Genomic DNA, 12,818 nt, shown 5'->3' with positions numbered 1-12,818 from the left:
TTGTGTTACCAGCCGAGGGATGTGAACAAGGGCACGACCTGATCCAGCGTGCTCAATATCGCATCGGGTCGGTAGTCCGGCAGCAATTGCCGACCCGTGCCGCGGTCAATCCACACACAGCGAAAGTGCATGTCTCTGGCAGCGGCGTGATCCAGTGTCGGGCTGGCGCAGATGTGGACCACTTGATCCCGGCTGACACCAAGCTGCTCGTGAGCGTAGTCAAACAGTCGCGGATTCGGCTTGTAGGCCCCGGCCTGTTGCGCAGTGATGACCCGATCGATATGCCCGCCGAGTTGCGCGACGTTGCCGGCGATGATGTCGTCGTCGGTGTTGGAGACGATGCACAGCTTGAAGCCCATCGCCTTGAGTTTCGCGAGGGTCTCGATCACCTCAGAGAACGGCGGCATTAGCGGAATCGCCCCGGCCAACCGCTGACTGTCTTCGGGCAGGCTCGCCAACCCCAACTCCTCCAGGGCGAGCTGCAACCCGAGCGTGCTCAGTTGGCGAAAAGAGCGATGCGGCGGGATCTGCTCCAGCCGATGTTCATGCCGGTCGTAGACCTCGATGAGGCGATCGGCTTCAACGCTGTGGTCGCCCTTGTCGTGCAGGATGTCGGCGACCACGGCCTTGAGGCCTTCATCCCACTGGATCAACGTGCCGTAACAATCGAAGGTCAGCCATTCGGGGCGTGGGGTGTTTTTGAGTGTCATGTTTGTATCCTCTGAAGGGTGATCTTCAGATTACGAGCCGTTGGTGATAGTGTGAAATTAAATTAATATCGACTAGTCAGTTGAAAATCAAATATCAAGGAGATCGCCATGCTCGATCTTGAATTGCTCAAGACCTTCGTCTGCGTGGTCGATGAAGGCAGCTTCACCCGCGCCGCCGAACGTGTCCATCGAACCCAATCCACTGTGAGCCAACAGGTTCGCAAACTGGAAGAATTGGTCGGCCACCCCTTGCTCCTGCGTGACCGCACCGGGCAGAACGTCACCGTCACCGAGCATGGCGAACTGCTGATTCACTACGCCCGACGCTTGCTGGCTCTGTCTTCTGAAGCGGTTGAAGCCTTGGCCAGCGACCTGGATCTGGAGATCCTGCGCATCGGCGTTCCGGAGGACTTTGATGCGCGGCGTATGGCGCTGATCCTCGCCGGCTTCAATCGCGCCCGCCCGCAAGCCCGGTTGGAAACGATCAGCGGCATGAGCACGGATCTGAAGCAGAAACTGGCATCGGGTGAGATCGACATCGCCCTGGTCAAACGCGAACCGGACAGCGGACCATGCTGGGCGGCGTGGCCGGAAGTGCTGGTGTGGGTCAAAGGCGCGGGGGTGGACTCGGCCAACGGCGTGTTGCCATTGGCGTTATTTCCTCAAGGGTGCATTTATCGGCAGCGGGCGATCCGCTTGCTGGACGTGGCACAGCGCCCCTGGCGTGTTGCGTTTGGCAGCCATAGCTTGACCGGAATCCAGGCGGCGGTGGCTTCGGGGTTGGGGATTTCCGTACTGCCGGCTTCGGCGGTGTTGCCGGAGCACAGCGTGTGCACCGATCTGCCGGAGTTGCCGCCGACCGAGCTGGCGTTGATCAGCCGGGAGGGCGCGTTGACCGGGTTGCAGCGGGATCTGGTGGAGTTTTTGCGGGGAGAGTTGACGGTCTTCGGCAATTGAATATCGCGTAGAAATGATTTGTCACGCTTGTGTCGCTGACATGACGCAGCGCAAAGCCCGGATGGCATTGAAGGAGCTACGATTACTCTTACATCACGACAGGGAATCGAAATGAGTAAGGCAGACGAACTCGCGGCGAAGCTGAAACAGACCCGGCCTACCAGCACGGATCAGATGATCGACAGTTGGCCCGGCCAAGTCTACGAGTTGTATGAGCAAATCGAGGCATGGCTGCTGCCAGTGACCGAGGTAGGGTTGGCCCTGCGGCGCAATCCTACGCATGTCTTCGAGTGCGATTCAGAGGGTGCGACTTTTGATTACGCGATTGACCAGCTATTGATCGAAGGTAATGAGCACTGCATCACCTTCGACCCGGTTGCGCGCTTCACCGAAGATGGCGCGGGGCGTGTCGAGATTCACTCGAAAGGCAAAGAACTCGCGCTGCTGCGCACGGTGGACGAGCATGGCGAGACGCATTGGTGGTTGCAGGCGATTGAGCGGGCCGGAGAGCAACTGGATGCGGTTGCGTTGACTGAGCACAACTTGTTGGCGGTGGTGCAAGAGGGGCTGGGGCTTTAGAGGGCTTGAATACCGGAAAGGGGATGGACTTATTAAATCAATCCCACTCCCCTACTGCCGCGCCGGCCCCGCCGCCACCACCGATCCCACCGCCGAATGCAAATCCAGCACTGGCACCGGCGACGGCCGATTCAGCGCCCGCAACACCGGCGCATCGTAACCATACACATCAGGCTTGAACGCCACTCGCCCGTCACTGCCCAAATCCACAGTCCAGTACGCCAGCAACACCGGCACTTTCACCGGAAGCCGAATGTTCTCGGTCTTGCCACTGGCCAGCTGCTTTTGAATGCCTTCGCTGTTCCACCGGACCGGGTCGTTGAACAACAACTCCACAAGCTGCAGCGGATTCTCTACCCGAATACAGCCTGAGCTGGTCGCGCGGATGGTTTTGGCAAACAACTCGCGGTGCGGCGTGTCGTGGAGGTAAATCGCATAGTCGTTGGGAAAGCGGATTACCACCTGGCCCAACGAACTGTCAGGCCCGGCGTCCTGACGCAACGTGAGGCCGCGCGGGTTGGCCCAGTCGACGGTCGACGGGTCGAGCACATTGCCTTCGCGATCGAGCACTCGAATGCGGTTGGCCGCGAGGTAGCCGGGATTGCTCTGAACCTTTGGCAGCATATCTTCCTTCAGGATCGTTGGCGGCACGGTCCATGTCGGGTTAAACGTGATGTAAGTAATCTGCGCCTGGAAGATCGGCGTATTGCGAGCCGTTTTGCCGACCTGCACCCGGGATCGCCAGATCGGCAGGCCATCACGGTACATCGCCACTTTGTAGCCGGCGATATCGACGATAACGAACGTGCCCTGGAGTTTGTAGAGCAGCCAACGTGCGCGCTCCATGTTCACCCGGACCTGATCGATGCGCGCATCAACGGGCACGTTCAGCGCTGCCAGTGTTGTCGCCCCTGCCATGCCGTCCGCGCCCAGGTATTGCTCGTTTTGATACTTTTTCACCGCTGTGGTGACGGCGCCGTCGTACTTCGTACCGTGAATCAATCGCGGATCGAGAAAACCGGCCGCGACCATCCGCGCGCGCAACTGCGCCACAGCCGGTTCGTCCATGCCGGGTTTGAGCGAATGGTCGACCACCACTTTCGGCCAACCACCTCGGTCCCGAATGCCGCGCAGTTGCGCCAGGGCCTGACGCAAACCGACGTACACCGCTTCTTGCGGCGGTGCCTGGGCAAAAGCCTTGGCCACGTCGTGATTGTCGAGTGCGGCGAAGAAAGCATTGACGTCGTCACGTGGATCGACGCCATTCGAGTCAAAATTCCAGTGAATGTCGAGCCGCGAAGGGTCGACCTTGCCCCGCCGCAACTGAAGCAGCGCGGTGATAAACGTATGCGTGGTCGCCAAATCGAAAGCCGCCCGCTGCTCGGGCGTAACCGGTGTTGTCTGCATCGTGGTTTGCGACCGGACCAATTCATCGATATGAAAGTCAGCCGGGGTCAAGCCATCGGCCTCAGTCGCGTTCAGGCTGGCGATCAATTGCGCAACATCGCTGTCATTCGTCCACGCCGCGCGGTAGGCACGATGCGTATAAAAATCCATGACCAGACGGCTGACATCCACCCGCCGATTGCGTGGTGCGGTCAGCAGCGGCGGAAATGCAGTTTTCAGCGGTTCAAGCGAGGCCTGAATCGCTTGACCGACGTTATCGCCCGCTGCCGCCTCGATAATGGAGGTAGGCGCATTTAGCGGCTCAATCGACGACGTTTCCGCAAGTGCTGTGCCGCTTATCAGAAAGCCCATAAAAAATACGCGGCTTATGACGAATAACCTTGTTAAAAGCACCATGAATAATCCTTAATCCCCCGCATTCAACGCCCGGCTTGCAACGCACTGCTAGACTCGAACTTAACATGATGAGACATCTATATGGCGCCACTACGTTTTGGCTATCTACTTTCGGCCCTGCTACTGACTGCAATGTCCGTACCGTCAGCCTACGCCGATTCGCTCGCGGCCGCCCTCATCAAAGCGGCCCCGAAAGCTAACGCCAACGTCATCAACCTCGCCGTTCGCGCCTCGCAATGCAGCATCGCTCAAGGCAAAGATCCTGTCCAAAGACTTGCGGTTATTGATTATTCCCTGCCTTCGACCGAACAACGTTTATGGGTGTTCGATTTAAAGAAGCGCAAGTTGCTGTTTCATGAACTGGTCGCCCATGGACGCAACAGCGGCGAGAACATGGCCGTCAACTTCTCCAATCAGAATGAAAGCTTCGCCACCAGCCTCGGGTTGTATCGCACCCAGCAGAGCTATGTCGGGCAGAACGGTTACTCGCTGCGCATGGAAGGCCTGGAGCCGGGTTTCAATGACAACGCGTTTGACCGGGCCATCGTGATTCATGGCGCGCCTTATGTGAGTCCGGTCCTGGCCCGTGCGAATGGGCGTATTGGCAGAAGCCTTGGCTGCCCGGCGGTAAGGCCGGCGGTTGCTCGTCGGCTGATTGATTCGATGAAGGGTGGGCAACTGTTGTTTTCTTACTACCCGGATCAGCGTTGGTTAAAGTCTTCTTCGTATATCAATTGCGGCAGCGGTACCGTGGCGTCAACCTCCAAAACCACTGTCCGCAAGTGAACAATGTGTGATGCTTGCAGAGCGATAATCACCGCCTCTGCTTCTGAAAGGCACTAAATACGAGAAAGGGCGCCCGCCAAGGAGCGCCCTTTTTCATTTTCGGCCTCTGCGCTTTTAGCTATTACACTCAATGTCGCTTCAACCCCACTCCATCACTAAAGCCCGACAAAAATGAAAACCATAAAAAGCACAATGATGCTCAGTGGCCTGCTCGCTCTAAGTGTTGGCATTCAAGCCCAGGAAAGCGCCTCGCATCTGGACAGCATCATCCAGCAAGGTGAACTGCGCGTGTGTACGACGGGCGACTACAAACCCTATACCTCCAAAGCCGAGAACGGCGAATACTCGGGCATCGACATCGCCATGGCCCGCTCATTGGCCGACAGCCTGAGCGTCAAGGTTGAATGGGTACAGACCACGTGGAAAACGCTGATGCCCGACATGCTGGCCGGCAAATGCGACATCGGCGTCGGCGGTATCTCGGTCACCCTGGAACGTCAGAATAAAGCCTTCTTCAGCACCACACTGGATGTCGACGGCAAAATCCCGTTAGTGCGCTGCGAAGACCAAGCGCTGTACCAAACCGTCGAACAAATCAACCAGCCTTCGGTTCGTTTGGTTGAACCGGCCGGTGGCACCAACGAAGCTTTTGTTCACGCGTTTCTGCCCAAGGCGCAATTGAGCCTTCACGACAACGTGACCATCTTTCAGGAACTGCTGGATAAGAAGGCCGATGTGATGATTACCGATGCGTCGGAAGCGTTGTATCAGCAGAAACTTAAACGCGGGTTGTGCGCGGTTAACCCGAGCCAATTCATGCAGTACGGCGAGAAGGCTTACTTGCTGCCCCGCGATGACATGACCTGGAAGTTATACGTCGACCAATGGCTGCACCTCGCCAAAGTGACCGGCAACTACCAGAAAGTCCTGAGCCAGTGGATAGCAACGCCCGCGCCCAAATAAACACCACACCCACGACCCCTGTAGCAGCTGGCGAAGCCTGCGTCCGGCTGCGAAGCAGTCGCAAAATCAGCACCCACGGTGCATCAAATAACAACGCGCCCCTGCGGAAACATCTTCCGCCGGGGCGTTACTCCTTAATCGTCGTGCAACAATTCCGAGCTGTACTCGCTGAAACTGCTACCGATCGCGCTTCCGCCAAGGTTTAACTTGCTGGCACCATGGCCGTCGAACGATTGGCAGCCTTCTGAAAAACAGGTGCTGGTGCTGACGCCTGAGCAGGCACTTAAAAGCAGAGCGCTGATGATCATCACTACTTTGAAGAGATTTGAGATCATTTTTCAGGTTCCTGGGGGCTGAAAGCGTGGTAGTTCGGCTACTCCTCATCCTAGGACGCTAATTCGTCAGACATCATGAAACTTGGCTGGGCGACAGGATTGGTTCAGCTAAGGCGGGTTCTTGATGCAAAAAAGGCGCTCTCTTCTACTGCAACGCAACGCCAGTAAGACTCGTCTCAACCTCAAAAGCCCATTCCTGATAAACTCCCCCACCTCCCAGCCCCACCGATTTCAGATCCCCAATGCCCCCAATCAGCGCCACACCCGCCCCGCTCTCCCGCCGTTTCTCCGTCGCCCCGATGATGGATTGGACCGATCGCCACTGCCGTTTTTTCCTACGTCTATTATCGAAAAACGCCCTCCTCTACACCGAAATGGTCACCACCGGCGCGCTCCTCAACGGTGATCACGAACGCTTCCTCCGTCACAACGAAGCCGAACACCCGCTGGCCCTGCAACTCGGCGGCAGCGTCCCTCTCGACTTGGCCGCCTGCGCCCGCATGGCCCAGGACCACGGTTACGACGAGGTGAATCTGAATGTCGGCTGTCCGAGTGATCGGGTTCAGAACAATATGATCGGCGCGTGCCTGATGGGGCATCCGCAGTTGGTGGCGGATTGTGTGAAGGCGATGCGGGATGCGGTGTCGATTCCGGTGACGGTGAAACATCGGATCGGAATTAATGGGCGGGACAGTTACGAGGAGTTGTGTGATTTCGTCGGGACGGTTCGGGATGCCGGGTGCACGAGTTTTACGGTGCATGCGCGGATCGCGATTCTGGAGGGGTTGTCGCCTAAGGAGAACCGTGACATTCCGCCCCTGCGTTATGACGTGGCGGCGCGGTTGAAGGCGGATTTTCCGGAGTTGGAGATTGTTCTTAACGGCGGGATCAAGACACTGGAGGCCTGTCACGCGCATTTGCAGACGTTTGACGGTGTGATGTTGGGCCGCGAGGCGTATCACAATCCTTATGTGATGGCTGAGGTGGATCAGCAGTTGTTCGGCAGTACGGCGCCGGTGATTACCCGGGCGGAGGCGCTGGCGCAGTTGCGGCCTTATATAGCGGCGCATATTGATGCGGGCGGTTCGATGCACCATATCACCCGGCACGTGCTGGGGCTGGGCACCGGGTTTCCGGGGGCACGCAAGTTTCGGCAGTTGTTGTCGGTGGATATCCACAAGGCTAAAGAGCCTTTGGCGTTGCTGGATCAGGCAGCTGAGTTGCTTGAAGGGCGTTAATCCGTTTTATCTTTCAAATACCAGGCTGGCGGGTCCGCAGCCTGGTTCAAGTGTCAGAGCGCTGCTGCTTCAGTCCAGTTAACCCAACCGAATGCCCATGTGGCCAGGATCACCAGACCGAATGCAATTCGGTACCAGGCGAACGCGGCGTAGCTGTGGCTGGCGATAAACTTGAGCAAGCCACGCACGGCGATCATGGCGAAGAAGAACGCTGTGACGAAGCCCAAGGCGAAGACTGGCAGGTCGCCGGCCTGGAACAGATCCCGATACTTGTAGCCTGAGTAGACGGCCGCACCGACCATGGTTGGCATGGCCAGGAAGAACGAGAACTCGGTGGCCGCCTTGCGCGACAGTCCAAACAGCAACCCACCGATAATGGTCGATCCTGAGCGTGAGGTACCCGGTATCATCGCCAGGCATTGAGCGAACCCGACCTTTAAGGCGTCGGTCCAACGCATGTCGTCAACATGGTCGACATACACCACATGTTCCCGCCGCTCAGCCCACAACATAATAATACCGCCCACTACCAATGCCACCGCCACGGTGATTGGATTGAACAGATACTCGTGAATCTTATCGGCGAACAATATACCCAATACAACGGCAGGCATAAAGCCGATCAATAAGTTCAAGGTAAACCGTTGCGCATTGAGTTGGGTTGGCAAGCCTGTGACGATCTCGAGGATCTTGCGCCGAAACTCCCAGACCACGGCCAGGATGGCCCCCAGTTGAATGATGATATTGAAGGCCATGGCACGCTCACCGCCGAAGCCGAGCAGGTCCGCGACAATGATTTGGTGCCCTGTACTTGATATGGGTAAAAACTCTGTCAGCCCTTCCACCACGCCTAAAATCAATATCGTTACGGTAGTCCAAAAATCCATTAATCCCCCTCACCCACAAAAGCAGATCTGCTGACGAACTGACGGCTATATCGCCAACGAGTCAGTAAAACGCATTCAGACCTGGATTAAAACTCAACGTTAACAAATGTCATAACTGCCACCATGAGTCATGGACGTTATATAACAAGAAATATCGTTTAGTTCCAAACTAAAGCCAGACTCAAACCAGTACTTAAAGCAGCCTAGTTCTGGTAACTCATAAGACCTCAATAAAAAATACAACTAAGGCAGCTTCAGCCGCCCACCCAGGCTTATTGAACTGGAAAAGCGGGACATTGCGCGAAAAGATGGCACAATGATGCCCCTTTGCCACTGTGCATGCCAAGCTTCAGGGGCACAAAGGATCTCGCCAGATTGGTCAACAATGTTAAAAAAATTGTGACCCCTGCTTGAAAACCCGGGAAATGTTACCAATTGTCAGTCACAAATGAGAATTGGTGCTTTAACATCCAAATGACAGCACCCAGCCGAGTCAAAGCATGATGCTTACAGGGAAATTAACGAATACCAGCCACAGCCACACAAAGGAGGTGACGGGTATTCTCACCATTGGGCGGACCCATAGTTTAGCTGAGGGTTTCAGGACATTAGTTGCAAGATATGTAGCGCATGATATACCCGTTGATACCATGTGTTTCAACAACTTGTTTAGAAAAAATGAGGACTCCCATTCATACCGTGCAGTATTCATTGTCATTGACAGCCCACAGGCGTTTGATGAAAGCATCGCCTTGGTGGAAAATATGCGTGCCGATAACCAGGCCCTTATTATCTTTGTAGCCATCACCGGAAAAGGCACCTACAACAAGATGAGATACTATCTTGCTGGCGCCGACCACTGCATTAAATTCAGTACGCTTCCAGAAGATAACCCGGACGTACTTTCCGAGTTTTTTAATAGCGCAGAATGGCACAAGCAGCACAATTTGCTCTTGGACCCGACGCGTATGTGCCTGATTGGAGACTATAAAAAGCTGGATGTATCGTTTCCGGAAATGAAAATCCTTGAAGCATTTTCCGAAACAAGAAACCAAATATTGAGCCACGATGAAATCGCCAGAATCATGGGGCTGAATATAACGTTTTATGACCCAAGGGCCTTGGAAAAATCTATCAGCCGCCTTCGCGGCAAGATAAAAGGCATGTATGGCACTAACGCCATTCAAAGTATTCGTGGGCATGGATATCGTCTCGTCAGGGGTCTGATCTCGACCGCCTGATGATTATAATATGCAGGGAGTTATTGCATTATGAACGCAACGATGAGCGCGTCACATATCTATCGTGCGAGTCATTATCTGTCTCGACAATTGATCCTCACTCGTGATGACTGCCCATTTGGCAGCGAGATCAGAATACAGTTTGACGACAGTCCGGCTCAGCCAGCCCATGCAACTTTTGCGGCAGCCATGCAGCAGATGAGCGGCATCTACAGTGAAGTGCTCATGCAGACCCGGCTGATTGCCTTTTCGCTGAAAGATTATAATATATCTAGCAAAAACAAATACTTAAGTCGTAGATTTGTCTGCGTCGGACAATCAGACCTTGCCGATTCAGCACTCACGGAAGAGTTGATACAGTCCAGCGACGCCCTGCGCAATTTTGGCCAGACGCTGGTTATCGCTTTCAATGAACTGCCCCTTTCGGCGGTCAGTTTCAGTGATAAAAAGAAGATTCTCAACAACGTGTATTTGTTGAAAGACCACGGCATAGAAATCGCGTTCGATGGTTACAACATCGACAATGAAAGTATCGAGATCTTTACAACCCTGAATCTTTTCGACTATATCAAGATCCCTCTTTCAGCCCTAGACTTGAGCCTTAAACTGACAGGCAACCCCGAGTTATTCAATCGTCTCCACGAACGCATGACCATGCTGACCCACACCACCAAAGTCGCCTTCATAGCTGACAGAGTGGAGCATGCCGCGAGCCATATACTGGCGCGCGCGTTGCCTTTTGAATATTTTCAAGGGAGCCATTACTCCCCTGTCGACAACCTTTTGAATTAAAAACCGAGTGTGCCCTTCAGGAGAGAGACATGGAAAGCAGTACACCCCTCCCCAGAAAATATTTTGTCGTAGTTACACACAGCCCGGCATTACAACTAGAGCTTGAGGCTTTACTATCAAGCGAGCGATATAACTCATTTGGTACGTCGCAGGCAAAGATGTTTGTTGAGGGTGTTGCCCTACCCTCTTCCGCCCCTAAACTCATGGAATTTATTTCCCCTCACCTGGACAGAAGTGTCCCTCCAGTTATCAGACATGATACACAGCGCATACTCTCGTCATTCGAATCCGAGTGGCGAGCGGCCCAGTCCGATACGCGGTGCAACAACATATCCTCACCGGCGGATGAAGACCGGGACGCCACCCAGGATTCACTCTCCAATGAGGCGGTCAAATCACATTATCCCTATACAGAAGCTTGGCGATTGAGTCATGGCAATGGCGCATTGATCAAAGATGACGTAGAGGTTGTCTTGACCGGACTGGAAGCAACACTGGTCAAGAAAATGCTGCACCATGATGAGCGAGTCGTAAGTAAAGATGATCTTATTCGGAGCATCGGCAGAGAACCCGAACATTATCGAGGCCTGGAAATGTGCTTGAGTAGGCTACAGGAAAAGTTCAAAAGTGCCAGCAATGGTGAACGTTTGTTCCGGGCCGTCAGGAATCGTGGCTATTGCCTGATTCAAAAAATAGTACGGGGAAAAAGTCTCACCTGAATCAATAAGACGACCGCAATGGTAGTGCATACAAAAACAAAAAAGCACCCCACCATTTCACCCTACTGTTCCTCCCCCCTCCTCAGATAATTCGCTTGCCCCCTCCTGAAATCAACTTTCATTATTGACCATTTCTAACACCTCGCCGCCTCAATATAACCAGCACACCCACTTACCACTCGTTAAAAGTCGTCAGACAGCTTTCTGCCCAATAAATTAATCTATTCACTGACGAGCGCGCCGCGCAGTGGTGTTTCGACCGTCAATGTTTTGCCATCTTATAAAAACAATAATATTTGTTACATCAACTTGGCTCTTGTCTGTCGACACGCGAATGGACGTATTTTGGGGATATCGCATGGTTAACAATCTTCGTATCAATCGAAATACCCACCTCAAAGGATTGACCTTCTGGGGACAATGGGCACTGGGTCAGGGCTTTGTTGTTGCCCTGTTGTTTCTATTGGTTTATTACCACACCGGGACGGTTGAGTTCTATTACCGAGTGTGCGCAATCCTGACGGTACTTGCCTCGGTGCCCGCCTATACTTGGAGTGGCGTCTACGCAAAGAAAGATAATTACTTGGAGGGATTGGGACGTTTGTTGATGGGCTGGACAATGACCCTGGCGGCGTTGGCCTGTGTGGCGTTCATCTGCAAGGCCGATGAACTGTTTTCCCGTCAACTGATCTTGGTATGGGCAGCCTGCGGTTATCTCGGACAGGCTCTGTTGTACGTGCCGCTGCACGGGTTCTCGCAATACTATCAACGGTCACTTCAAAGCGAGCATAAAACCCTGATCGTCGGTACGGGTGAGTTGGCGCTGGGGCTCGCCAGGAAATTGCGCAGCCTTGAACACTTCCCGCTGGTGGGGTTGGTCAGCACCGACACCACGCTCCCGCTCGCGATGGGTTCACCGCCGATCGTAGGCCCGCAGGAGCAGTTGCTGGAGTTGATCAAGGCCCATGACATCCGACGTTTGTACATCACGCTGCCCCTGAGTGAAGCGGCAAAAATCGAAGCCATGTACATCGATTTGCTGGGGGCCAACGTCGACGTGGTCTGGGTGCCGGATTTGAACAGCCTGACGCTGCTCAATCACTCGGTAAGGGTCGTGGACGGCTTGCCGGCGATCTACTTGAATGAAAGCCCGTTGACCAGCCAGCCGACCGCCGCACTGAGTAAAAGCCTGCTGGAAAAGAGCGTGGCGCTGTTGGCCCTTGTTCTTCTAAGCCCGTTGCTGTTGCTGATTGCCCTGGCCGTTAAACTCAACTCCCCCGGTCCGGTGTTCTTCAAGCAGGACCGCCACGGCTGGAATGGCAAGGTGATCCAGGTCTGGAAGTTTCGCTCGATGCGCGTGCACGATGATCTAGAGGTCAAGCAGGCCAGCCGTAACGATTCACGAATCACTCCGGTTGGACGCTTTATCCGTCGCACTTCTCTGGATGAGCTACCGCAGCTGATCAATGTGCTGCAAGGCCATATGGCCCTGGTCGGACCACGTCCCCACGCCGTTGCACACAACGATTACTACTCCGGGAAGATTCTCGCCTACATGGCTCGCCACCGAATCAAACCGGGGATTACCGGGCTGGCTCAAATCAACGGTTGCCGTGGCGAGACCGACACCATCGACAAGATGCAAAAGCGTGTGGAGATCGATCTCAAGTACATCAATAACTGGTCGTTGTGGCTGGACCTGAAGATTCTGGTAAAGACTCCCTTCACGTTGCTGTCAAAAGACATCTATTGATCGTTTGAATGCCAGGCACCGCAAAATGACAAGGGGACGCAAGTCCCCTTTTTCA

Annotated in this window: 13 protein-coding genes; 9 read left to right on the top strand and 4 right to left on the bottom strand. The window is 54.5% G+C overall.

Annotated elements, in window-relative coordinates; all coding sequences use genetic code 11:
* Nucleotides 1-5: 5 nt before the first annotated feature.
* Entirely contained in the window at nucleotides 6-710 is a 705-nt protein-coding gene (locus ACA075_RS10850; RefSeq protein WP_497298449.1) for a haloacid dehalogenase type II, read from the bottom strand.
* A gap of 108 nt (nucleotides 711-818) precedes the next feature.
* Here ACA075_RS10850 and ACA075_RS10845 point away from each other — a divergent pair, with 108 nt between their 5' ends.
* Together ACA075_RS10845 and ACA075_RS10840 are read left to right on the top strand one after the other, a co-directional pair.
* Complete coding sequence (locus ACA075_RS10845; RefSeq protein WP_497298448.1) at nucleotides 819-1,667, top strand: LysR substrate-binding domain-containing protein; 849 nt, start codon at nucleotides 819-821, stop codon at nucleotides 1,665-1,667.
* Between the two features lie 111 nt (nucleotides 1,668-1,778).
* Nucleotides 1,779-2,246, top strand: a complete 468-nt coding sequence (locus ACA075_RS10840; protein WP_497298447.1) for a hypothetical protein — start codon at nucleotides 1,779-1,781, stop codon at nucleotides 2,244-2,246.
* Between the two features lie 51 nt (nucleotides 2,247-2,297).
* Here ACA075_RS10840 and ACA075_RS10835 read toward each other — a convergent pair whose 3' ends face one another.
* Nucleotides 2,298-4,049 (bottom strand): L,D-transpeptidase family protein, encoded by a 1,752-nt coding sequence (locus tag ACA075_RS10835; protein WP_497298446.1) that lies wholly within the window; start codon nucleotides 4,047-4,049, stop codon nucleotides 2,298-2,300.
* Nucleotides 4,050-4,130: 81 nt separating this feature from the next.
* Between ACA075_RS10835 and ACA075_RS10830 the strand changes: the two genes are divergently transcribed.
* Nucleotides 4,131-4,835: a murein L,D-transpeptidase catalytic domain family protein gene (locus ACA075_RS10830; protein ID WP_497298445.1), complete on the top strand. Its 705-nt coding sequence runs from the start codon at nucleotides 4,131-4,133 to the stop codon at nucleotides 4,833-4,835.
* A 171-nt stretch (nucleotides 4,836-5,006) separates the two neighbouring features.
* Nucleotides 5,007-5,798: a transporter substrate-binding domain-containing protein gene (locus ACA075_RS10825; protein ID WP_497298444.1), complete on the top strand. Its 792-nt coding sequence runs from the start codon at nucleotides 5,007-5,009 to the stop codon at nucleotides 5,796-5,798.
* A 134-nt stretch (nucleotides 5,799-5,932) separates the two neighbouring features.
* Here the strand turns inward: ACA075_RS10825 and ACA075_RS10820 are convergent, their stop codons facing one another.
* Nucleotides 5,933-6,133: a hypothetical protein gene (locus tag ACA075_RS10820; RefSeq protein WP_497298443.1), complete on the bottom strand. Its 201-nt coding sequence runs from the start codon at nucleotides 6,131-6,133 to the stop codon at nucleotides 5,933-5,935.
* Between the two features lie 242 nt (nucleotides 6,134-6,375).
* Here ACA075_RS10820 and dusA point away from each other — a divergent pair, with 242 nt between their 5' ends.
* Entirely contained in the window at nucleotides 6,376-7,371 is a 996-nt protein-coding gene (gene dusA, locus ACA075_RS10815) for a tRNA dihydrouridine(20/20a) synthase DusA (RefSeq protein WP_497298442.1), read from the top strand.
* A 53-nt stretch (nucleotides 7,372-7,424) separates the two neighbouring features.
* On the opposite strand, the gene ACA075_RS10810 is transcribed toward dusA, so the two are convergent.
* Nucleotides 7,425-8,258 (bottom strand): undecaprenyl-diphosphate phosphatase, encoded by an 834-nt coding sequence (locus ACA075_RS10810; RefSeq protein WP_497298440.1) that lies wholly within the window; start codon nucleotides 8,256-8,258, stop codon nucleotides 7,425-7,427.
* Between the two features lie 500 nt (nucleotides 8,259-8,758).
* Here ACA075_RS10810 and ACA075_RS10805 point away from each other — a divergent pair, with 500 nt between their 5' ends.
* From ACA075_RS10805 to ACA075_RS10790, 4 genes are all read left to right on the top strand, one after another.
* Nucleotides 8,759-9,499, top strand: a complete 741-nt coding sequence (locus tag ACA075_RS10805) for a winged helix-turn-helix domain-containing protein (protein ID WP_497298439.1) — start codon at nucleotides 8,759-8,761, stop codon at nucleotides 9,497-9,499.
* A 30-nt stretch (nucleotides 9,500-9,529) separates the two neighbouring features.
* Nucleotides 9,530-10,291, top strand: coding sequence for an EAL domain-containing protein (locus ACA075_RS10800; RefSeq protein WP_497298438.1), 762 nt, complete (start codon nucleotides 9,530-9,532; stop codon nucleotides 10,289-10,291).
* A 29-nt stretch (nucleotides 10,292-10,320) separates the two neighbouring features.
* Nucleotides 10,321-11,010 (top strand): winged helix-turn-helix domain-containing protein, encoded by a 690-nt coding sequence (locus tag ACA075_RS10795; protein ID WP_497298437.1) that lies wholly within the window; start codon nucleotides 10,321-10,323, stop codon nucleotides 11,008-11,010.
* Nucleotides 11,011-11,368: 358 nt separating this feature from the next.
* Nucleotides 11,369-12,763 (top strand): undecaprenyl-phosphate glucose phosphotransferase, encoded by a 1,395-nt coding sequence (locus ACA075_RS10790; RefSeq protein WP_497298436.1) that lies wholly within the window; start codon nucleotides 11,369-11,371, stop codon nucleotides 12,761-12,763.
* Nucleotides 12,764-12,818: the final 55 nt, after the last annotated feature.

This window comes from Pseudomonas sp. LBUM1663 (assembly GCF_059695905.1).
The sequence above is the reverse complement of the archived record's forward strand: the minus strand, read 5'-3'. Positions and strand labels throughout refer to the sequence as shown.